This is a genomic window from Pseudoalteromonas sp. Z1A2, assembly GCF_011378755.1.
Classification (GTDB): Bacteria; Pseudomonadota; Gammaproteobacteria; order Enterobacterales; family Alteromonadaceae; genus Pseudoalteromonas; species Pseudoalteromonas distincta.
Map to the genome: position 1 here is coordinate 90553 of NZ_WTKX01000002.1, position 21133 is coordinate 111685.

The window sequence follows — 21133 nt, forward strand, 5'->3', positions numbered from 1 at the left end:
AAATAAACTTACTCGTCTATTTTGTTAAGGGTGTCGCGGCAGCGGCGCTCGGCCGTCACCAACTCCATAAGAACAACTTTAATGTCGTCCATTTGTTGAGATAGGTCTGCTTTTTTTTCTGATATAAGGTCAAGCATAGTAACCAACTGCTTAGCGCTTGATTTATCTGCGTCGTACAGTTCAAACAAACGTCCGGTTTCGGCCAATGTAAAGCCAAGGCGCTTACCACGTAATATTAGTTTTAAACGCACTTTATCGCGTTTTGAATAAATACGGGTTTGACCATTACGATCAGGCGTTATTAACCCTTGGTCTTCGTAAAAGCGAATAGAGCGGGTTGTAATGTCAAATTCTTTAGCGAGTTCGCTAATGCTAAATGTTTGTTCATTACTGGCCGGCATTTTGGCTGAGCTTGCAAAGTTTGTTTGATTATCTGGTTTCATAATTGTATTTACCTCATTCGAATAACTCCAATATAAGTGAAGTTTACGTAAAGGTAAAGCTTGGTGTGATTTGAAACTATTTATAAAGGGATGTTTAAGCGAGGTGTTGATTTATGTTGTTAATATTCAATGGGTTATTTTTATTTTATCAGTGTAGTCTAACCGATGGAAAATAATCCTTACACTTATAAAACTAAAAATTAAGCTGTTTTTAGTTGACGTTGGCGTAAACGTTAGTATTGTGTAAGGGTATTAAATAATAAATGAATACTAAATTAATAGAGCAAATATACTAACAACTATTTGCATATAAATACAATGGAGTTAGTTATGACTTTAGAATCAGTGGTAATTGTAGCAGCAAAACGCACCCCAATGGGTGGTTTTATGGGAGCGTTAAGTGATGCGCAGTCTACCGAGCTTGGCGCTACCGCCATTGCAAGTGTACTCACACAAACTGGTTTAGCTAATGATGCAATAGACGAAGTAATTATGGGCTGTGTATTACCAGCAGGCCTTGGACAAGCACCTGCACGCCAAGCAATGTTAAAAGCAGGCCTTGCACTTAGCACTGGCGCTACAACAATTAACAAAGTATGTGGCTCTGGTTTAAAAGCAGCCATGCTTGCAAACGATTTAATTAAAGCGGGCTCAATTCAATCTGCTATTGCTGGTGGCATGGAGAGCATGACAAATGCACCGTACTTTATACCAAAAGCGCGTGGCGGTATGCGCATGGGACATGGCGAAATAAAAGATCACATGATGAGCGATGGCCTTGAAGATGCTTACGACAACAAAGCAATGGGTTGTTTTGCACAAGACACCGCCGACGAATACGGCATTGGCCGCGAGCAAATGGATGCGTTTGCATTAGGCTCATTAAGTAAAGCAAAAGCAGCAATACAAAATGGTAGCTTTGATAACGAAGTTGCACCCCATACAATGCAAACACGCAAAGGCGATGTAACAGTATCGATTGATGAGCAACCAGGTAACGCCCGCCCAGAAAAAATCCCTACCTTACGTGCAGCTTTTAAAAAAGACGGCACTATTACAGCGGCTAATTCATCGTCAATTTCAGACGGTGGCGCAGCGCTTATATTAATGAGCGAATCAAAAGCAAAAGAGCAGGGCTTAACACCGCTTTGTAAAATTGTGGCGCACAGCACGCATTCTCAAAAACCAAGTGAATTTACAGTAGCGCCAGTAGGGGCTATGAACAGCGTGCTTGAAAAAGCAGGTTGGGCTGTAAACGATGTTGATCTTTGGGAAATTAACGAAGCATTTGCCATGGTAACCATGCTGGCTATTAACGAGTTAAAACTTGATGAAAGCAAAGTAAACGTTAATGGCGGTGCATGTGCATTGGGTCATCCAATTGGTGCAAGCGGCGCGCGTATTTTAGTAACGCTTATTCATGCCCTTAAAAACCGAGGCCTTAAAAAAGGCATTGCGTCTTTATGTATTGGTGGCGGTGAAGCGGTTGCTATGGCCGTAGAAGCGTATTAACTAGGTATTTAATAGTTATAAGAAAGCTGTACGAATAACTATAAAAGCGCTGCACTAATAATACTAACAAAGCGGCGCTACCAATTTTAAAAGAGAACACACAACTCACACACTAGGATTTAATCATGCACCAAGTACCACTACTTATTAATGGCGAATTTATTCAATCAGCATCAAAAGAGCTTATCGATGTTATAAACCCAGCAACTCAAGAAGTACTTGCACAAGTGCCATGTACCACAGAATCAGAAATGGACGCGGCAATTGCCTCAGCTTCTGAGACGTTTAAAACATGGAAAGACGTACCTATTACTGAACGTGCTCGCATTATGATGAAGTACGCGGCGCTATTAAAGGAACATCATGATGAGCTTGCTACCATTATTTGCCATGAATTGGGTAAAACATTTGAAGATGCAAAAGGCGATGTTTGGCGCGGTATTGAAGTAGTAGAACAAGCAGCAAACGCACCATCATTAATGATGGGTGAAACAATGGAAAACGTAGCGCGTAAAATCGATACGTATTCTTACATGCAGCCACTTGGCGTATGCGCGGGCGTAACCCCGTTTAACTTCCCAGCAATGATCCCTCTTTGGATGTTCCCGCTCGCTATTGTGTGTGGTAACACCTTTATTTTAAAACCGTCAGAGCAAGATCCACTTACACCAATGCGCTTAGCTGAGCTATTTATTGAAGCCGGCGCACCAAAAGGCGTATTACAGGTTGTTCATGGTACAAAACCTCAAGTAGACCGCTTACTAGAAGATAAAGCAGTGCGTGCTATTTCGTTTGTAGGCTCGTGTGGTGTAGGTGCTTATATTTATTCTAAAGGCACACAAAATCTTAAGCGCGTGCAAGCGTGTGTTGGCGCTAAAAACCACATGGTTATTATGCCTGATGCAAGTAAATCGCACGTTGTAAACAACCTAGTAGGCGCATCTGTCGGTGCTGCTGGCCAGCGTTGTATGGGTATTTCGGTTGCTGTGTTTGTAGGTCAAGCAAGTCAGTGGGTAGATGAAATAAAAGCAGGCTTTGAAAATGTACGCCCAGGCGTGTGGGATGATGCAAACGCGGCATACGGTCCACAAACATCAAAAGCAGCAAAGGCACGTATTTTATCACTCATTGCTGGTGGTAAAGAGCAAGGCGCTACCTGTTTAATTGATGGCTCTGACTTTACGGTTGAAGGGTATGAGCAAGGTAACTGGGTTGGTCCGACGTTATTTACCGATGTAACCAAAGAGATGAATTTATACAAAGAAGAAATATTTGGTCCAGTACTAGCGTGTATGTTTGTAGACACGCTTGAAGAGGCAATCGCCCTTATTAATGACAGCCCTTACGGTAACGGTACCTCGTTATTTACGTCAAGCGGCGCAGTGGCTCGTAAATTCCAACACGAAATTGAAGTAGGCCAAGTAGGTATTAATGTGCCAATTCCGGTGCCACTTCCGTTCTTTTCATTCACTGGTTGGAAAGGCTCGTTTTACGGCGATACTCACACGTACGGTAAGCAAGGTATTCGCTTTTACACAGAAACTAAAACAATTACATCACGTTGGTTTGAAGACGACATTGCGTCGGGCCCAAACATGAGTATTAACTTAAAATAATCGTAATTAAAAAATGAGTAAATAAAAGAATAATTAATAAAAAAGATGGGCGCGAAGGCTACTTCACACACAACACACACATAAGCCTTCGCCGCTCGTCACAAACTATCCCTGTAACGGGAAACACTAACAACACAACTAACACAATTAAAGAGGTCTACCATGGACTTTAACTTATCTGAAGATCAACAAGCCTTTGCACAAACTGCACGTCAATTTGCCGAGTCAGAACTTGCGCCCCATGCCGCAAAATGGGATCGCGAACATATCTTTCCTAAAGACACGATTAAAGCTGCGGGCGAGCTTGGTTTTTGTGGTTTATACACGCCAGAGGAAGCAGGCGGCCTTGGTTTATCTCGTTTAGATTCGAGCATTATTTTTGAACAACTTGCTATGGGTTGTACCGCAACAACGGCCATGTTGACCATTCATAATATGGCCACCTGGATGGTAGCAAGTTTTGGTACCGATGCCGTAAAAGACAAATACGTTGAGCAATTAGTAATGGGCGAGTTACTTGCCTCTTATTGTTTAACTGAGCCAGGGTCGGGCTCAGACGCCGCATCACTTAAAACCAAAGCCGTGCTTGAGGGCGATGAGTACGTTATTAACGGCTCAAAAATGTTTATATCGGGCGCTGGCGAAACTGAAGTGCTAGTTGTAATGGCACGTACAGGCGGCGAAGGCGCTGCGGGTATTTCGGCATTTGTAGTGCCTGCCGACGCTAAAGGCGTTGAATACGGCAAAGCTGAGGAAAAAATGGGTTGGAACGCACAACCAACACGCCTAATTAGCTTTGAAGATGTACGCATTCCTGCGCATAACTTGTTAGGCGCAGAAGGCGAAGGCTTTAAATTTGCGATGCAAGGCCTTGATGGCGGCCGAATTAACATTGCCACATGTTCAATTGGTACAGCGCAAGCGGCGCTTAATACCGCCCGTGAATATTTAAAAGAACGTACACAATTTGGTAAACCATTGGCTGCGTTTCAAGCGTTGCAATTTAAAATTGCCGATATGAACACCGAGCTTGTAGCTGCGCGCCAAATGGTTAGGCTTGCTGCATTTAAACTTGATAATAACGACGTTGAAAAAACCACTTACTGCGCCATGGCTAAACGCTTTGCTACCGATGTTGGCTTTACCGTGTGTAACGACGCACTGCAAATTCATGGTGGTTACGGTTACATAAAAGAATACCCGCTTGAGCGCCATGTACGCGATGTACGCGTTCATCAAATTTTAGAAGGCACTAACGAAATTATGCGTGTGATTATAGCGCGCCGAATTTTAGCTGAGTCTGCAAACGACGTTTTATAAGGAGCAATGTATGTCAGAATCTAAATCTAATCCGAGTATTGAACTTACAACCGAAGGTCATGTTGCTATTTTAACTATGTCTAATCCGCCAGCTAATACCTGGACAAAAGACACCCTAGTTGATTTAAAAAATACCGTTAACGCGCTTAATAATAACAAAAATATTTACGCCTTAGTACTGACTGGTGAAGGTGAGAAGTTTTTTAGCGCGGGTGCCGACCTAAACGTATTTGCTGGTGGCGATAAAGGCGTAGCCGCTGATATGTCGCGTGTATTTGGTGAAGCATTTGAAGCACTTACTAATTTTAGAGGTGTGTCGGTTGCTGCCATAAACGGCTATGCAATGGGCGGCGGGCTAGAAGTCGCCCTTGCGTGCGATATACGTATTGCGGAAGAGCAAGCGCAAATGGCGCTGCCTGAAGCTAAAGTAGGGTTATTACCCTGTGCGGGTGGTACACAAAATTTAGCATGGCTTGTCGGCGAAGGCTGGGCAAAACGCATGATTTTATGCGGCGAGCGCTTAAAAGCCGATAAAGCCCTACAAATTGGCTTAGTAGAAGAAGTAGTACCACACGGTGAAAGCTTTGCGGCGGCATTAAAACTAGCTAATCAAGTAAGCGAGCAAAGCCCTACCTCAGTTGCAGCATGTAAAACATTGATTCAAAAGGGGCGCCATCAACCAATGGCAAGTGTATTGCCTCTTGAGCGTGAATTGTTTGTTGGATTGTTTGATACACAAGATCAACAAGAAGGCGTAAATGCCTTTTTAGAAAAACGCCGCGCTAACTGGGTAAACGGCTAATGAGTGCTTTAACAGTATTAAATAGCACCGACGAGCCCGTGATATTTGAAACCGCAACCGCAGAAAATGGCAGTTTAATTGGGCTTATTACACTCAATGCGCCAAAAGCATTAAATGCGCTTAATTTTGAGATGATCAAATTACTTGAGCCGCAATTGCGAGCTTGGCAAGACGATGATGCTATTGCAATGGTGTTGTTAAAAGGCGCAGGCGATAAAGCATTTTGTGCTGGTGGCGATGTTGTGAGCCTTCATCATGCGATGGCGCAGGGTAAACCAACAAGTTTAGTTGAAGATTTTTTTACACTTGAGTACAAGCTTGATTACCTTATTCATACCTTTGATAAACCAATCCTTGTTTGGGGTAACGGCATAGTGATGGGCGGCGGTTTAGGGCTAATGGCCGGTGCTAGCCACCGCGTTGTAACCGAAACATCTCGTATTGCCATGCCAGAGCAAACCATAGGTTTATACCCAGATGTAGGCGGGAGTTACTTTTTACATAAAATGCCACAAAACGTCGGGTTATTTTTAGGGCTAACGTCAGCATCAATTAACTGCGACGACGCGCATTTTGTATCGCTTGCCGATCACTTTATCGATAGTAATAAATATGATGCCATGCTTGCGCAAATTTTAACTGCAAAGTGGGGCAAAACTGTGAGCTTAAATCATGAGCGATTAACCGATTTACTCACCGATTTAGACAACCAATCTGCGCGTATGCCTAAAGGCAATATAAAAGCTAACCTAAAAACGATTCAAAAACTGGGTGAGTTTAAAACCTTGCAAGAGCAGGTTAATTATATTTTAGGGCTAACCACTAATGACAAGTGGCTACAACGCGCTCAAAAATCACTTAAACACGGATGCCCATTAAGTTGTGCACTCGTTAGTGAGCAATTAAAAACCAGCAAAGGCAAAAGCTTATTAGCGTGTTTTAAAATGGAGCTAGGTATGTCGGTTCGCGCTGGCGAAGTAGGTGAGTTTCAAGAAGGTGTAAGGGCGTTATTAATAGATAAAGACGGCGCGCCTAATTGGCAGTACAAAACACTTAGTGATGTACCACAAACAATAATCGACAGTTTTTTTGCTAATCGCTTTGGCGAAAACCACCCTCTCAATGGCTTAGACACGCCATCACACAAATAAAGGAAAGACGATGACTAAACTCAATATTGGTTTTATCGGCTTAGGTAATATGGGCGGCCCAATGGCGGCTAACTTAATTAAAGCAGGCCATACTGTTAGCGTGTTTGATTTAAACCAGTCGGTCGTAAATGAGCTTGCAAGTAAAGGCGCAAAAGCAGCAGTTGATGCAAAGCAGTGCGCAACTAATGCTGACGTACTTATTAGTATGTTACCTGCGGGCAAACATGTTAAGTCGCTTTACTTAGGTAATAACGACGACAGCGGTTTAATTAACGGGCTGAGCAACAATACATTAGTAATTGATTGCTCAACAATAGATGCAGAATCAGCACGTATTGTAGGCAGTACACTTGGTAAACAAGGCATAAGCTTCGTTGATGCACCGGTATCGGGCGGCGTTGCAGGCGCAACTGCTGGCACTCTTACCTTTATTGTAGGTGGCGAAAAAGCAGCGTTCGATAAAGCAAATACAGTGCTTAGTGATATGGGTAAAAACATATTTCATGCAGGCGATATTGGCGCAGGGCAAGTAGCAAAAATATGTAATAACATGCTACTTAGCATTTTAATGGCAGGTACCAGCGAAGCACTGCAAATGGGTATTAACAACGGCCTCGATCCTAAAGTACTTAGCGACATTATGACCGCAAGTTCGGGCCGTAACTGGACGCTTGAACTTTACAACCCTTGCCCAGGTGTAATGGATGCAGCCCCTGCAAGTAACGATTACAAACCTGGCTTTATGGTCGATTTAATGGCTAAAGATTTAGGCCTTGCTATGGAAGCCGCGCAGCAAAGTAATTCATCAACCCCAATGGGTTCAATGGCTAAAAATTTATACACTATGCTACAGCACCAAGGTGCGGGTAGTGATGACTTTAGTGCCATTTTTAAACTGTTTTCAAAGTAGGAGCAACGCGTGGAAATTAAAAATAACACGGTAGTAATAACCGGCGGCGCACAAGGTTTAGGCTTTGCAATGGCGCAAAAGTTTGCACTTATGGGTGCTAACATTGCTTTAATAGATATGGCACAAGACTTATTAAACACCGCATGCGAAGAACTCACACAGCTTGAAGGTGTAACCAGCAACATAAAAGGTTATGCCGCAAACGTAACCACTGAGAGCGAAGTAGAAAACGTATTTAATACCATTAACAGCGATTTTGGCCATATTGGCGTGCTTATAAACAACGCCGGTATTTTACGCGACGGCATGTTTATAAAGGCTAAAGACGGTAAAGTCGTTAAAAAAATGTCTCTTGAGCAATTTCAATCAGTAATTGATGTAAACCTGACAGGTGTGTTTTTAGCAGGCCGTGAAGCGGCAAGCCACATGATTGAATCTGGTAAAGGCGGCGTTATAGTCAATATGTCGAGCGTAGCGCGCGCAGGTAACATAGGCCAAACAAATTATGCGGCATCAAAAGCAGGCGTGGTGGCACTTACCACCACATGGGCTAAAGAACTTGGCCGATTTGGTATACGTGTAGGCGCTATTGCACCAGGTGTAATAAGCACCGCCATGACCGACGCCATGAAGCCCGAAGCCAAACAACGTATGCTTGCAGTAACGCCAGTAGGGCGCTTAGGCGAAAGCGACGAAATTGCCCATACTGCACAATACATAATCGAAAACGACTTTTTTACCGGTCGTGTTGTTGAAATAGACGGCGGTATTCGTTTGTAAAACAAGCGGGATTAAGATTGATTTAAAAAGCATGGCGCTTGTGGGCTGTGCTTTTTTGTTTTAAATCGGGGAGTTTATAATCTTGAAAAAGGGCTGATAACGGCGTTGGAAATTTGTTGTGAAATTAGTTGCTCGTTTGCTCTTAATAAAACCTAATGAGAGTGGCTTTTTAATCACTTTTTTAAATAAAAAGCTCTACGCATTTAAGGCTTGTGTTTGAGTATTAGGAGCAACATTTTGTTGGTTGACTAAACGAGTTTAAAAAAGCTAAAAAAAAGTTCGACCTCATTATGTCCCATCGTTGTTGGGTGCCTCATAGAGTTAAATCGAATAAACGAAGCTATCCAGTATAAATACGCTTTAATGGTACTTTTAGCATAACGCTTTAGATACATTTGTTCGGCTATCATAGTTAAAAAAGGTGACTTCATGATATGAATCTCTAGCAAAAGTTAACTGTATATATAGACAGTGCTTGTTGTTTTGTCCAATATTACTGATCTCCACCATTTCGGTGCATTTGTGCATTGATTAAAAATAATTTCCAGTTAACTAATTGTTTACAGGTGTTTATTTGATGTTTAAGATAAATGCAATGTAATATATGGACATTTGTCGGTTTATAAAACGATAAATGTCGTAGACAAAATTGTTATGTGTTTTTCAAACTATGAGTAAATTTAAAGTTTTATTAATCCCATTAGCTACTTTACTAGGAGCGCTATTAGGTTATTTTCTAGCACCGCCACAACCACTTTATCCTTTTGCAGGTGAAAAGCATGAATTTGAACTCATTTACTATATTGAGCTTCATATAATCATTTATTTAGGTTTCTTTTCAGCATGCTTTACATTTTTATCTTCTAAGCTCCTCAATACTTCTATAAATTTAGCCATCGGTTCATTAATTTCAGTTGGTTTATTTATTGGCGCAATAGATGATTTAAGGAGCGGAGCTATACCTTATTATAGTTTTCGCGAAATAGTTGTATATGTTGTTGGTTGTATTTCTTGGTATGGTATAGTTTATTTGTTCAGTAGCTTTTCCAATAAAAACAAAGTGGTATAAACACATAACAAGCCAACTAAGCTGGACTATAGCTAGGGAAAGTATGCAGAAAATTTTAGTTTTAGCGGTTATTTTAGTTTCTGGTTTTGTGAAAGCAGAATCTGATCCTTGTGAGTCAACCCAATACCTAGTTAAATGGGAATCTGAATTAGTGCATCCCGAATCTTATGAGCTTCCAGCCATTTTCTACAAAACTAATTATTCAAAGGTAATTTTACCTGTATCAAAAGCGATAGACTTTGTTAAAAATAATATGGCAAACCATAAGGCATATTTAAAAGACGCTAAAGCTTACATACTTGAAAGCTTATCTAAAATGCCAAAAAACAAACTTATAGACCACTCAAACCTCTTAATTCCAACAGATGGCTTGCAAGGACGAGAGTTGAGTAAAGCCATTCATGTTATGGCTGGATATCAAGGGCTATTCGAGGGATTACTATTAAAAAATGAGGCGTCAGTTAGTATTAATGGTAATTGGGTAAATTCATCAAGCGTTACTTACATGGTAGGCAATGATCCTGCTCTCTTGGATGACTTGAGTTTTGTTCATAAGTTAATTGTTTCTAACTCAAACCAAGTAGTGTTTGAAAAATGCTGGTTAGATAGAAAATAGCCATATAACAAAACGCGCTGAGCTGGGCGACTAGAAAAATTTGGCTATTAATTGTGGGAAGCTGAAAATAGTAAGTAATATTTTAAAAACTCTATAACAAGGAACGTATATGAATTTATCTGAAGGCAAAACTGTAATTGAGTTTGAAATATCAGAAACAGGCCACCAAATTGTTGAAGCTAAAATTAACGGTAAATTGTTACGTTTTATTTTAGATACTGGCGCTGGGGCATCTGTTTTAGACAGGGGATGCCTAAGTGAGTTAGGCATTGAAGAAAAACTCAATGATGAGAATGCAGCAGGCTTAGGCACTTCGGATCACGCTATGGGAGATATAGAAGTTGATTCAATTGAGTTTGGAAATGCCTTGTTTGAAAGTCCTGACTTTGTGTCACTTAATCTTGACCATGTACAGGTAGCGGGTGGTGAAAAGGGAGAACATGGCTTGTTAGGCTCTCCTTTTTTTACTCAATACCAAGCAGTTATCGATTTTTCAAAAAACAGGCTAGAGCTTTTTAATAAAAAAATTAAGTAACTAACCTAAACTTGGTGCTTTAAATTTTATCTAACGCACCATGTTTATGGATTTTAATATGACATGGTGCGACAGCTGTTATTGTTTACAATTTGTATTTCAAAGCTACTTTTCTAATAACTCTTTTCTTATAATTTCAGCTCCAGCGCTCAAGGCATTTAGTTTACCTCTGGCTATATGGTGAGGTAGTGGAGCCATGCCGCAGTTTGTACACGGGTAGAGTTTGTCGGCATCTACAAATTGCAGTGCTTTACGTAGCGTACTTGCTACTTCCTCTGGCGTTTCGATAGTGTGATTTGCTACATCAATTGCGCCTACCATTACTTTTTTACCGCGAATGAGTTCTAGTAAATCCATTGGTACATGGGAGTTATGGCACTCTAGTGAGATAATATCGATATTAGATTGCTGAAGCTTAGGGAATGCTTCTTCGTACTGTCGCCATTCAGATCCTAGTGTTTTTTTCCAATCTGTATTTGCTTTAATGCCGTAGCCATAGCAAATATGCACGGCGGTTTCGCATTTAAGACCTTCAATTGCGCGCTCTAAACAGGCAATTCCCCAGTCGTTTACTTCATCAAAAAATACGTTAAACGCGGGCTCATCAAATTGGATGATATCAACGCCGGCGGCTTCTAATTCTTTTGCTTCTTGATTAAGAATGATGGCAAATTCCCACGCTAGTTTTTCGCGGCTTTTATAATGATCGTCGTAAAGCGTGTCTATCATTGTCATTGGGCCTGGCAATGCCCATTTAATAGGTTGTTTGGTTTGCTTGCGTAAAAATTTAGCGTCTTCAACAAACACAGGCTTTTGACGGCTCACAGGGCCAACAACAGCGGGTACGCTTGCGTCGTATCGGTCACGAATTTTTACTGTTTTACGTTTTTTAAAGTCAACGCCATTTAGGTGCTCTATAAATGTAGTTACAAAATGCTGCCTTGTTTGCTCACCATCGCTAACAATATCAATGCCTGCTTGTTGTTGGTCGAATAATGACAAGCGTAGGGCGTCGTGTTTTCCTTGGGTTAATTCATCACCTTGTAATTTCCAAGGTGACCAAAGTGTTTCTGGCTCTGCAAGCCATAAAGGCTTAGGTAAACTGCCAGCGGTAGATGTAGGTAGTAATTTTTTCATAATAAATAATGCCGTATATTTTAGTTAATTATTAAACGTAGCGTTAAGCGTGTTATTACTGGTTGTTGCTATTAGTTGTTATGACAGATAGCGAGTAGAGAATTGCTCAAGGACCGTTTGGTACGGCTTGATAAAATGCTCTTGTGCAAACTTGCCTTGCTCACTGGCTAACTTGCCGCGCTCTTCTCGGTCATACACAATTTGAGTTAGTGAGTGATCCAAGTTTTTTAAGTTTGGTTTATATGATTTACCCGCTGTTGCGTTGGCATTATAAATCTCTGGTCTGTAGATTTTTTGAAACGTCTCCATCGTACTAATGGTGCTTATAAGCTCAAGATTGCTGTAATCATTAAGTAAATCACCAAAGAAAAACAATGCTAAAGGCGCTGCACTATTTGGCGGCATAAAGTAACGTACCTGCAAGCCCATTTTTTTGAAGTATTGCTCAGTTAAAGATGATTCATTTGGCTCGTATTCAACGCCAAGTACCGGGTGTTGGTTTTCAGTGCGGTTGTAGGTTTTGTTATCTGACACACTTAGGCATATAACCGGTGGTTTTTTAAAGTTTTGTTTGTATGTATCCGAATTTACGAATGACTGAAATAGCTTGCCATGTAATACCCCAAAGTCATCTGGAATGCTAAATTGAGACTTACCTTTATTATGCTCTTGTAGAAGTACGCTAAAATCGTAGTCGCGCACATACGATGAAAAGTTGTTTCCTACAATACCTTCAATGCGTTTATTTGTTTTATGATCAACAATATTTGTTTTTAATATTTCGATAGAGGGGAAGCTTTCGCCGCCATCTTCAATACCTATTTCAACAGAGATAATTTCAAGCTCAACAGCATAACGCTCACCTTTGGTGTTATCCCAATGGGCTAGGGCATTAAAACGGTTGTTAATCATGTTTAAGGCGTTACGTAAGTTTGCTTTGCGGTATTCACCTCTGGCTAAATTAGCAAAGTTGGTTGTGATACGCGTATTAGTTGATGGATGATAATTTTCGTCGAGTGAAACGCTCTTAATATTAAATGTAAAATCTTTTTTCATCGTGTTTATATCCAATTTTATAATTTAAACCTGATTGATGCTCTGCGCTTTATTAGTCTTGCAACTTACTTAGCTGGCTTAGCTGGTTTAGGTATTCAGCGGCTTTAAGTTGTTAGTAATAGTGTTTAGCGCTAAGGGATGAGTAATTTATACGTTGATTGGTATATGAAGAAAAACGGTTTAATTTCACATAAAACATGAGTCATATTCATTAATCATTATTGTTAGATTCGATTACGTAGCAATTGACGAAAAAAAGGCACAAATCAGTAAAAATAAAGGATGGATGTTTAGCCGTTTAGACTTCTTTAGTGGTGGTGTGCACTTTATTCATGTTGAACATGAGGAATATTCAAAGGGGTTTTTTATAGCTATAACAGTACATTAGTCAAATTTTTAGTAGGTTAAGTCGTTGCTTGTACTAAGAGTCATCACTGGGAAAGTTTTAATTCACTATAAAAGCAGATACTTCAGCTCATCTAACCTAAATGATAAACCGACTTTTTTGAGTACGTATAAATGCTTGTAAATTAATAAAAGCGTTATGAGCCATATTAGTAGCAATGGTAGTACGTTAACTAAGTTATACTCGTTTTTCATCACCTCACTTATTGAGTATTCGTGGATATCAAAGGCACTTGTATTGCATCAACTATTGATGAGCATGGCCCTGTTTATGTATATCAAACAAAAAAGAATCTTATTCTCAGCTTTGACGGAAAAATTTATCAAAGCTGTATTAAGTTAAATAATATTAATGGGTTAAGCTTAGCTTATACGCAAGCTATGATGGCTGCGATTTTTTTTATACCAAATTTAAAAACCGCGATGATAATGGGACTTGGGGCGGGCTCTATAGCAAAAAGTCTTTATCATGCGTTTCCTTCACTGACCATACATACCGTTGAATACCGTAAAGCCGTGGCTGATATGGCTATAAAATATTTTGAACTGCCTGTGTCAGAACGTTTGTTTATTCACATTGATGATGCGGCAAACTACATGAAAAAAACGCAGATAAAAACGGATGTTATTTTTTCTGATTTATATAGCTCAGAAGGGATGGAATCAGATCAGGTGCAATCATCCTACTTACGCGATTGTAAAAATGCGCTCACTTTTGATGGTGTTTTAGTACTTAATATTTGCCATACCAAAGTTGGGCAAAGAGAAGCGTTCGATCAACTACTTGAGAAAGAATTTTCAGGAAAGATTTTTAGTTTTATTATTGAAGGCGGGAATAAAATTGTTTTTGCTTTTAACAATAAAATGCCTGTACTTAGTGAGGATGAATTACTTGCTAAGGCTCACGCGTTACAAAAATTAATAAACGTACCAATGACGCGCTATGCCGAGCTTTTATTTAATTAAAAATGGTTAGTTTGATGTACTGTTAAATGACGCGTTTAAATCCATCCGTCTATCTGTTGTTCATTTAAAAGTGGTTAAACTAACCTTACTCTGAATAAAAATAATAAAGTACGTACCCGTACGGAAACACTCATACATGGATTACTGTAAAAATATAATCGCCAAATTTATAAGCGCGATGCAAAAGCGGCCTGGATTATTGGCTGTATTGGCGTTTTTGTCGGGCGTTGCCAGCTTTGCACTTGTAGATAGAAAAGAGTCTTTTTCGCAAGTTATTGCGATATTTTTACTTATTAGTTGGTTGTGGCTAATTATTGATAATTGGCTACGAGACAAAGTAGAAGAAAAATTTGGTGTGGCTGTATCTCCTAATGTAATGCGTTTTGCTCTACAAATGGTGCAACAAGAAAGTCTATTTTTTGCTTTGCCGTTTTTTTTAGCGGTTACGCAGTGGGACCATCCTCAAGCATTTTTTACCTCCCTCATTGTTTTGTGTGCGGTTATATCGGTAATCGACCCCTTCTATTATAAGAAGCTTGCTAAAAACCGTACGTTATTTAGTGTGTTTCATAACTTTGCTTTATTCGTTGTTTTACTTGTTACCTTACCTATTTTGTTAAACCTTACCACGAGCCAAAGTTTAGCTGCAGCCCTTGTAACGGCTGTAGTGGTTACTCTTCCGAGTTTAAACAATTTAATGCCTAATGCACGCTGGTGGCGCTTTCCTATTCTTGTATTGATTTTATGTGCTTTGAGCACTGCTGTGTGGCAGTTAAGAAGCTATGTGCCTCCTGCTGCGCTGCGATTAACCGATATTACGCTAGCTCATGAAGTTGATTTACAGCATAAAAAGCCAGTAGGGAGTATTAAACAGTTAGACTCTTATACACTGCATCATCAAGGTTTATATAGTTGGACCGCTGTTAAAGCACCAAGAGGCTTAAATGAAAAAATATTTCATGTGTGGCTTCATAATAAAAAGGAAGTTGATCGGATCACGTTAAATATAAACGGCGGGAGAGAGCTAGGTTACAGAGCATGGACCCACAAGGTAAATTTTCCTAGCGACTCTGTTGGTAAGTGGCAGGTAAAAGTAGTCACCGAATCAGGTCAGTTAATAGGTTTAACGAAATTTACTGTTACACCTTAATTAACTAAGCCGGCTGTATTTTAAACACATAGCTGATATAGTTTTTGTATTCCAAACTAATGGACATAGTTAATGAGTATTGCATTTGAGATTTTTATTTGGCTAATAGTTGATACTGGCTTGAGCTTTTTATTTTACTCGACCGGTTGGCTACTATTAAAAGTGGTTACGTTTGGGCTGTATAAAAGCGAGTTTAAAGACTTTGCATCTTATAAAGGGAGTAAAGCTAGAAGAGTCGACTTTACCTTCTTACTAGGTTTTGGTTTTTATGTTGCACTCATTGCCGTTATGGCTTATTTAAGTCATTAAATTTGCTAATAAATTAGGTTAAGAATAATCAGCCTATTGAGTTGTTGCTGCTTATGTTTGTCCCGTTACCGCACTTTTTACACTTCCTACTTATACTTTTCCTGTTTTTGCAATAGGGAACACCTCACCGTGAGTACTATAACTATCATTTTACTATTAAATTAAGTACCTGCTAGAGCATTGCTCGGTGCGTATATAGCTTTGGTTTGCTGGTTAAAACCCGAGCTAATTGCAACTTGTAGTTTATGGGTAATACTTAGTAAATACTTCAAATCTAATAAATAAAACAATATATATGCATCTATTTATTTCGCTAACACGTTTTATAACAATACTATGCGCCACTTTTTACCATTTATGATGGTTTTGGACTTAATAAATGACTCACTATTTAAAATATGTATTTGTTATTACGACTCTAGCGGTAGCAAATACAGCTTACGCACAAGCAAAAACACAAGAGCACTACCAAGAGCTTGAAGTGGGCGTAGGCGGAAATATTAAGCATACCCATACTGACGTAAATTATAAAAATAAAGAGTTTGATTTACATATTCATCCATTATGGGAGAGCCGATATGTTACCGAAGGTCGAGATAACCTTGCCGGTAATGGTATTGCATCAATTGCTACTGAGGTTAACTATAAAAACTTTGCGGTGATCCCTTGGGCGGCAAAAGGTATTAGTAGTGATTATTCAGAGCTTAATTTAAATGCTATTTATACCGCTCACTTATCTGAGCGGATAGAGATGTATGTAGGCTATAACTATATTAAAGCTCGCGAAGAAGGCATTGATGCTCACGATAATGAGCTAAGCCTCGACGTTGCGTATTTTTTTGCGGACGGTATTCAGTTATTAAGTAGTGTTTATTATTCATTTGATGCCAGCGGTACATTTTTGGAGATGGCAGTAAAAAAAGGTTTTTATATTAACGATTTACTATCAGTAGATATTCAATCAGGCGTGGGGGTTAATGCGGGGTATGTTAGTGATGGGCACAACGGAGTAAACAACGTTAAGTTTACTGCAAACTTGTCGTATCAGCTTTTTAATCAGTTAGCCCTATACACATATACAAGCTATAGCATTGCAGTTAATAAGGATGAAAAACGCTTTGCAGGTGACGAGACACTTCGAAATATATTTTGGGGTGGTGTAGGGCTAAGTTATCAATACTAGGGCGTGTTTGCTTTTTGAGGGTGAGTTTACAGCTTTTAAATTATTCGTATGCTTTGAATCAATAAACAATGCGTATGTGTAATACACAATAACTAAAAAATGTTAGTGTTTAGCTATCGTTTAAAAAAGTTGAGAATTACATATGAAGTTTTTAGTATTTTTAGGCACAGTACGCGATAGCACTCCACCAAAACCAGCTCGCTTAGGCTTAAGGGTTTCTCGGGCTTGTATAGAATGCTTAACAGAGCATTTTGGCGATCATGAGTTTGAGCTAATTGATGCGTTGGATTTTCCTAGCGAAAACGTATTTAAACCACACTTTGCATACGCTAAAAGTAATGCACCTACCGAGCTCACTCTATTAGCTGATAAAATTAAAGCCGCAGATGGATATATAATGATTAGCCCTGAGTACAATCACAGCATGAGTCCAGCCCTCGCTGACTTACTTAATCATTTTGGTAGCTCACTATTTTCATACAAACCAAGTGCAATAGTTACTTACTCAGCAGGACAGTGGGGTGGTGTAAGAGCGGCCATTAGTATGCGCACGTTTTTATCTGAACTTGGCTGTTTGCCAGTATCGGCTATGATCCACGTGCCAAAAGCGCAAAATGTGTTTAGTGAGGATGGCAAACCTGTTGCAGGAGAGAGTCAATCATCGTGGTTTAATTATTTCTCACGCACGTTTGGCCAACTAATATGGTGGGCGCAGGCTGCTAAAGAGTATACAGAGGTGGTTGACCCACAAAGTTTGCTAAAAAGCTTTAAAACAGATCCTTCTCAGCGCAATGCGCCTTAATATCCGCTAATTAATTGTTTGGATTGATTATAGAAACACAGCTGCATATAGTGGTATCATTAACACTACATATTTTTAATAATGCATAATACCAATTCGCAATAATAGTTAATCAATTTAAGGGATTAAATCGCTAACTGCATTAAAAGTTTCTGATATAGAACAACTCAATAACGAAATTTTTGCTGTGTTTTCCACACGATTTTATTGTCTCAAAATAGATCACTGAATTATGCGAATTGGTGTAAGAAACAAGGAAATTGTGTCTTGAAATATCTAGCCTTACTAAGTGTGCTTACGCTTAGTGCATGTAGTTCTGTTCCCCATAAAATTGAAATAAGCCAAAGTACGGCAGCAAATATGAACCTTATCGCTTTAACTGAGCAAAGTGCACCAAAGGGTGTTGCTGGCACTTACCAGTTTCATATTAAAGCGGCGAGAGCTCAGGGGAGTTGGTTGTATTTAAATACAGAAACTGATTATCGTGATAGGCGTGCTATTACGATATCAATACAGCCTAATGTGGTAGCCGAGCTTCAAAGTAAATACGGACAACCAGCAGACACCTTTTTTATTAATAAAACAATAGAAGTAACAGGCGAAGCTAAACGAGTAACTATCGATTTTATGAGCCGTGGTAGAGCCACTAATAAATATTATTATCAAACGCACATAGCTGTGTCATCAATTAAGCAGCTTCGTGTTATAGAAAGTTAGCAAAAAGCAATGCACTGTATTTATATACAGTTCATTATGAAAGCTTACTTTAAGCTTTAACGTTTACACTTAAATTTACTGCTATGGCGCTACTTTAGCGCTGTTTTATCCCACGATTTCAAAACTCTTATTTAACCTATTGTAATCTCATTACATAAAACTAATAATTGGTTAGTTTTATAAGTTTGAGTACCTGCATTGAAAGCCAAAGAAATCCGCAATTTTTATATCAACGAAGAGCAATCTGTTTATTTGCTTTCGCACCGCGATGCTAAAAAACACCGCCAGTGGCTTAATATTTGTATTAAGCAGCTAACACTGCTGGGCTACAAAAACGTTGAAATGATTGGCTCGGGTGCTTTTGGTTTTGTGTTTGCAGGTGATGACGATAACTGCTTACCTTGGGTATTTAAGTTTTCGCGTATTACGCTTGCCCAAAGTGTACGCGACCGCCTAGAAGACGAAGCGTATATGCTTTCGCAAATTAATAACCCCTTAGTGCCTACCTTTTATGCATTTGAGCGAATTAAAAAACAAGGGATTTTAATGATGGCGCGCGCCATTGGAGAGGACCTTGAAAAAGTATCGCTTAAAACAGGGCGCTTTAGTGCCGCGCAAATAATGGCGTTAGCTGTTAGGTTACGTACTGTATTAATTGATTTACGTAGTCACAAAAACGGCGTTAACCCACAACCTATAGTGCATGGCGATATAAAACCTTCAAACCTTGTTTGGGATGCAAACACTGACGCGCTTTCATTAGTGGATTGGGGCAGCTCTGTGTATGCACAGCTCGATAGTGATGGTAACCCTGTTGCCAGTAACTTTATGGATTTAATGTCGGGCGATTTAAGCACAACGAATGCCCGTATGGGCGATGTGTACTTTATTGGTGAAGCGCAAATGTCGGGAGAGCAATCATCCCCACGATTTGACGAACAAGGTGTAGCCGCTACGTTGTATGCGTTAGCGTCGGCGCAGTCGTGCCGCTTTGGTGCACAAGCCATTCCTGCAAGCAGCTTAGGGCTCCCAAAAGAGCTGGCTAAGGTGATTGATGGCATGCTGTCAAAAAGTAAGGCCATACGTGATGGTGCTGGTGATTACTTTATGCGTAACATTACAACTATGGCCAAAATGTATTTACCTGAGCTTGATAAAAAACAAAGAAAAGCAGATATCCCTTTTTGGTATGGCAACGACGAGCAGCCCGACACGGTGGTGTATAGTTCACGAAAACAGTTTTTACGCCAAGCCGATCTTAACCAGCAATTACTTGATATAAATGACGCGCAACTTGACCGCTATTATAAAGAGTTTTTGTTTGATACAGGCGATACCGAAAAAGCATTTTTAGCATCAATAAGCCGATTAGCTAAGTACCCTGTAGTAGGTGGGCTTAGTTTTCATTGGAAGGATGAGTCAATGTTTGTTGAATCGTCTTTAATTATGCATGACGAATCATTGGGTGATGCCTTTAGTGATGCGATTAATAACACAGTGATGCTAGCCCAAGCGATTAATCAAAAGGGGTTATTTAAGTGTTGTTTGTTTGACGCCCGTAAAACCATTCAACTAGAGCGAGATGGCACCGGTGCATTTAAGTTTGATAGCCTACCAGAGCTTGAATACGAAGTTGTAAGCATGAAAGCAAACGACATAACCCGCCCGCATTCATACTTTGAAGACGGTAAAGACCCTGATGAGCAACTACAGCTACCAAAAAAAGTTATTAAGTGCGTATTTGAGCTTAACCAAATTCATCATACGGGGTGTATTATTTTTGAAGCACTGCCGGACAGAATGAAAATTCACCATTACTACCGTTTACTCGATTCGAGCAAAGAGGTTGAGTTTAAACGCCTTCTTAATAAACTAATGCAATACGCGGTAAATATTACGGACGTGGGTGTTGCGGGCTTTATGAAGTTACCATATAAAAACACCCGTGAGTTTAGTTTATGTGAGCAGCAACAAGAGCATTATTTTCCTAAAAATCCCAAGCTTGTATCTTTATAGAAAGAACCCTTCACTAAAGAGTGTTAAATAAGACGACAAAAATAAAAAAGAGAACAAATTGGTTTAACTTGTACTCTTTGCTACTTAATTATTTGGGTAAGTATCACTAATTAGTAAACACCTTACTAAAGGGCGACATTGGTGATAGCTCAAATTGATGAGTTAGCTTTTGCGTTTTATTAACCGCTGTAATTTGATAATGCTGCTTGTGCTCATTGTTACTAAATAGCTTAACGTTAAAGTTAACCTTGGTTAGTTTACTATGCAAAGAGTAGCGCCCAGTAATGGTTATTTGGTCTATGTTGTTGCTTTTATGTGTATGCGACGCTTCTGGGTTTAGCAAAAGTCCATCAATAGTAAATTTATACTGATGATCCGCTAAATAAACGTTCTTTTTAACTCGCTTAGTTATTAGCTTTTTATGAGCGTTAAACTCAACTATTGACACTTTGCCATCCTTGTTTTCATCAACCCCCTTAAAAGCCGACATAGGGATTGAAAGCACAATAAACACGTTATTATCAACAAAATTCAGCGTACCGTGCTCTGCAACCATTAAATGCGCGTTTGCTAATGTTGATGTGCTCAATAAGCCCAATGTGGTCACACTTAGCAGATAATTTTTTATATAAGGCATA

The 21133-nt window shown here is 39.6% G+C and carries 22 protein-coding genes; 17 read left to right on the forward strand and 5 right to left on the reverse strand.

All coding sequences use genetic code 11. From position 1 onward, the window contains the following. Positions 1 to 8 precede the first annotated feature (8 nt). Entirely contained in the window at positions 9 to 443 is a 435-nt protein-coding gene (locus tag GQR47_RS01835) for a MerR family DNA-binding transcriptional regulator (protein ID WP_165723432.1), read from the reverse strand. A 330-nt stretch (positions 444 to 773) separates the two neighbouring features. Here GQR47_RS01835 and GQR47_RS01840 point away from each other — a divergent pair, with 330 nt between their 5' ends. The 7 genes from GQR47_RS01840 to GQR47_RS01870 all read left to right on the forward strand — a co-directional run bounded on the left by GQR47_RS01840 (position 774) and on the right by GQR47_RS01870 (position 8534). Next, a complete protein-coding gene (locus GQR47_RS01840) occupies positions 774 to 1955 on the forward strand; it encodes an acetyl-CoA C-acyltransferase (RefSeq protein ID WP_024595699.1) in 1182 nt (393 codons plus the stop codon). Positions 1956 to 2080: 125 nt separating this feature from the next. Further along, on the forward strand, positions 2081 to 3571 hold the full coding sequence (locus GQR47_RS01845) for a CoA-acylating methylmalonate-semialdehyde dehydrogenase (protein ID WP_165723433.1): 1491 nt from the start codon (positions 2081 to 2083) through the stop codon (positions 3569 to 3571). A 162-nt stretch (positions 3572 to 3733) separates the two neighbouring features. Then, positions 3734 to 4891, forward strand: coding sequence for an acyl-CoA dehydrogenase family protein (locus GQR47_RS01850; RefSeq protein ID WP_101163877.1), 1158 nt, complete (start codon positions 3734 to 3736; stop codon positions 4889 to 4891). 10 nt (positions 4892 to 4901) lie between these two features. Continuing rightward, positions 4902 to 5693: an enoyl-CoA hydratase gene (locus GQR47_RS01855; protein ID WP_165723434.1), complete on the forward strand. Its 792-nt coding sequence runs from the start codon at positions 4902 to 4904 to the stop codon at positions 5691 to 5693. Next, positions 5693 to 6844, forward strand: a complete 1152-nt coding sequence (locus GQR47_RS01860; RefSeq protein ID WP_165723435.1) for an enoyl-CoA hydratase/isomerase family protein — start codon at positions 5693 to 5695, stop codon at positions 6842 to 6844. Before GQR47_RS01855 ends, GQR47_RS01860 begins: the two co-directional genes overlap by 1 nt. A gap of 10 nt (positions 6845 to 6854) precedes the next feature. Then, a complete protein-coding gene (gene mmsB / locus GQR47_RS01865) occupies positions 6855 to 7754 on the forward strand; it encodes a 3-hydroxyisobutyrate dehydrogenase (protein ID WP_024599747.1) in 900 nt (299 codons plus the stop codon). 9 nt (positions 7755 to 7763) lie between these two features. Beyond that, a complete protein-coding gene (locus GQR47_RS01870) occupies positions 7764 to 8534 on the forward strand; it encodes an SDR family oxidoreductase (RefSeq protein WP_024599746.1) in 771 nt (256 codons plus the stop codon). Between the two features lie 248 nt (positions 8535 to 8782). Here GQR47_RS01870 and GQR47_RS20405 read toward each other — a convergent pair whose 3' ends face one another. Then, positions 8783 to 8965, reverse strand: coding sequence for a phage integrase N-terminal SAM-like domain-containing protein (locus GQR47_RS20405; RefSeq protein WP_346776150.1), 183 nt, complete (start codon positions 8963 to 8965; stop codon positions 8783 to 8785). 239 nt (positions 8966 to 9204) lie between these two features. Here GQR47_RS20405 and GQR47_RS01880 point away from each other — a divergent pair, with 239 nt between their 5' ends. The 3 genes from GQR47_RS01880 (at position 9205) to GQR47_RS01890 (ending at position 10754) form a co-directional block, all read left to right on the forward strand. Next, positions 9205 to 9603: a hypothetical protein gene (locus GQR47_RS01880; RefSeq protein WP_165723436.1), complete on the forward strand. Its 399-nt coding sequence runs from the start codon at positions 9205 to 9207 to the stop codon at positions 9601 to 9603. A 43-nt stretch (positions 9604 to 9646) separates the two neighbouring features. Next, positions 9647 to 10219 carry a hypothetical protein gene (locus GQR47_RS01885; protein ID WP_165723437.1) on the forward strand — a complete coding sequence of 191 codons (573 nt, stop codon included), beginning with the start codon at positions 9647 to 9649 and terminating at the stop codon, positions 10217 to 10219. Between the two features lie 109 nt (positions 10220 to 10328). Beyond that, positions 10329 to 10754 carry a retropepsin-like aspartic protease gene (locus tag GQR47_RS01890; protein ID WP_165723438.1) on the forward strand — a complete coding sequence of 142 codons (426 nt, stop codon included), beginning with the start codon at positions 10329 to 10331 and terminating at the stop codon, positions 10752 to 10754. A gap of 105 nt (positions 10755 to 10859) precedes the next feature. Here GQR47_RS01890 and GQR47_RS01895 read toward each other — a convergent pair whose 3' ends face one another. Then, positions 10860 to 11891, reverse strand: a complete 1032-nt coding sequence (locus GQR47_RS01895; protein WP_165723439.1) for a methionine synthase — start codon at positions 11889 to 11891, stop codon at positions 10860 to 10862. Between the two features lie 78 nt (positions 11892 to 11969). After that, positions 11970 to 12947, reverse strand: coding sequence for a DUF1852 domain-containing protein (locus GQR47_RS01900; protein ID WP_165723440.1), 978 nt, complete (start codon positions 12945 to 12947; stop codon positions 11970 to 11972). A gap of 621 nt (positions 12948 to 13568) precedes the next feature. Here GQR47_RS01900 and GQR47_RS01905 point away from each other — a divergent pair. From GQR47_RS01905 to GQR47_RS01935, 7 genes are all read left to right on the forward strand, one after another. Continuing rightward, complete coding sequence (locus GQR47_RS01905) at positions 13569 to 14318, forward strand: ATP-binding protein (RefSeq protein ID WP_165723441.1); 750 nt, start codon at positions 13569 to 13571, stop codon at positions 14316 to 14318. A 136-nt stretch (positions 14319 to 14454) separates the two neighbouring features. Then, entirely contained in the window at positions 14455 to 15468 is a 1014-nt protein-coding gene (locus tag GQR47_RS01910; RefSeq protein WP_138489039.1) for a DUF5924 family protein, read from the forward strand. A 72-nt stretch (positions 15469 to 15540) separates the two neighbouring features. Further along, positions 15541 to 15777 (forward strand): hypothetical protein, encoded by a 237-nt coding sequence (locus GQR47_RS01915; protein ID WP_165723442.1) that lies wholly within the window; start codon positions 15541 to 15543, stop codon positions 15775 to 15777. A gap of 379 nt (positions 15778 to 16156) precedes the next feature. Then, positions 16157 to 16960 carry a hypothetical protein gene (locus tag GQR47_RS01920; RefSeq protein WP_024594873.1) on the forward strand — a complete coding sequence of 268 codons (804 nt, stop codon included), beginning with the start codon at positions 16157 to 16159 and terminating at the stop codon, positions 16958 to 16960. Between the two features lie 142 nt (positions 16961 to 17102). Beyond that, positions 17103 to 17762 carry an NAD(P)H-dependent oxidoreductase gene (locus GQR47_RS01925; protein WP_024594874.1) on the forward strand — a complete coding sequence of 220 codons (660 nt, stop codon included), beginning with the start codon at positions 17103 to 17105 and terminating at the stop codon, positions 17760 to 17762. 267 nt (positions 17763 to 18029) lie between these two features. Continuing rightward, a complete protein-coding gene (locus GQR47_RS01930; protein WP_024594875.1) occupies positions 18030 to 18479 on the forward strand; it encodes a hypothetical protein in 450 nt (149 codons plus the stop codon). Positions 18480 to 18677: 198 nt separating this feature from the next. Next, a complete protein-coding gene (locus GQR47_RS01935; protein ID WP_165723443.1) occupies positions 18678 to 20495 on the forward strand; it encodes a serine/threonine protein kinase in 1818 nt (605 codons plus the stop codon). 106 nt (positions 20496 to 20601) lie between these two features. On the opposite strand, the gene GQR47_RS01940 is transcribed toward GQR47_RS01935, so the two are convergent. Next, entirely contained in the window at positions 20602 to 21132 is a 531-nt protein-coding gene (locus GQR47_RS01940) for a hypothetical protein (RefSeq protein WP_024594604.1), read from the reverse strand. Between the last annotated feature and the right edge of the window lies 1 nt (position 21133).

What these genes read in the sequence shown, in the direction of transcription:
- GQR47_RS01835 (WP_165723432.1), bottom strand. Translation starts at nt 443, where the DNA reads ATGAAACCAGATAATCAAACAAACTTTGCAAGCTCAGCCAAAATGCCG.
- GQR47_RS01840 (WP_024595699.1), top strand. Translation starts at nt 774, where the DNA reads ATGACTTTAGAATCAGTGGTAATTGTAGCAGCAAAACGCACCCCAATG.
- GQR47_RS01845 (WP_165723433.1), top strand. Translation starts at nt 2,081, where the DNA reads ATGCACCAAGTACCACTACTTATTAATGGCGAATTTATTCAATCAGCA.
- GQR47_RS01850 (WP_101163877.1), top strand. Translation starts at nt 3,734, where the DNA reads ATGGACTTTAACTTATCTGAAGATCAACAAGCCTTTGCACAAACTGCA.
- GQR47_RS01855 (WP_165723434.1), top strand. Translation starts at nt 4,902, where the DNA reads ATGTCAGAATCTAAATCTAATCCGAGTATTGAACTTACAACCGAAGGT.
- GQR47_RS01860 (WP_165723435.1), top strand. Translation starts at nt 5,693, where the DNA reads ATGAGTGCTTTAACAGTATTAAATAGCACCGACGAGCCCGTGATATTT.
- mmsB (WP_024599747.1), top strand. Translation starts at nt 6,855, where the DNA reads ATGACTAAACTCAATATTGGTTTTATCGGCTTAGGTAATATGGGCGGC.
- GQR47_RS20405 (WP_346776150.1), bottom strand. Translation starts at nt 8,965, where the DNA reads ATGAAGTCACCTTTTTTAACTATGATAGCCGAACAAATGTATCTAAAG.
- GQR47_RS01880 (WP_165723436.1), top strand. Translation starts at nt 9,205, where the DNA reads ATGAGTAAATTTAAAGTTTTATTAATCCCATTAGCTACTTTACTAGGA.
- GQR47_RS01885 (WP_165723437.1), top strand. Translation starts at nt 9,647, where the DNA reads ATGCAGAAAATTTTAGTTTTAGCGGTTATTTTAGTTTCTGGTTTTGTG.
- GQR47_RS01890 (WP_165723438.1), top strand. Translation starts at nt 10,329, where the DNA reads ATGAATTTATCTGAAGGCAAAACTGTAATTGAGTTTGAAATATCAGAA.
- GQR47_RS01895 (WP_165723439.1), bottom strand. Translation starts at nt 11,891, where the DNA reads ATGAAAAAATTACTACCTACATCTACCGCTGGCAGTTTACCTAAGCCT.
- GQR47_RS01900 (WP_165723440.1), bottom strand. Translation starts at nt 12,947, where the DNA reads ATGAAAAAAGATTTTACATTTAATATTAAGAGCGTTTCACTCGACGAA.
- GQR47_RS01910 (WP_138489039.1), top strand. Translation starts at nt 14,455, where the DNA reads ATGGATTACTGTAAAAATATAATCGCCAAATTTATAAGCGCGATGCAA.
- GQR47_RS01915 (WP_165723442.1), top strand. Translation starts at nt 15,541, where the DNA reads ATGAGTATTGCATTTGAGATTTTTATTTGGCTAATAGTTGATACTGGC.
- GQR47_RS01920 (WP_024594873.1), top strand. Translation starts at nt 16,157, where the DNA reads ATGACTCACTATTTAAAATATGTATTTGTTATTACGACTCTAGCGGTA.
- GQR47_RS01925 (WP_024594874.1), top strand. Translation starts at nt 17,103, where the DNA reads ATGAAGTTTTTAGTATTTTTAGGCACAGTACGCGATAGCACTCCACCA.
- GQR47_RS01940 (WP_024594604.1), bottom strand. Translation starts at nt 21,132, where the DNA reads ATGCCTTATATAAAAAATTATCTGCTAAGTGTGACCACATTGGGCTTA.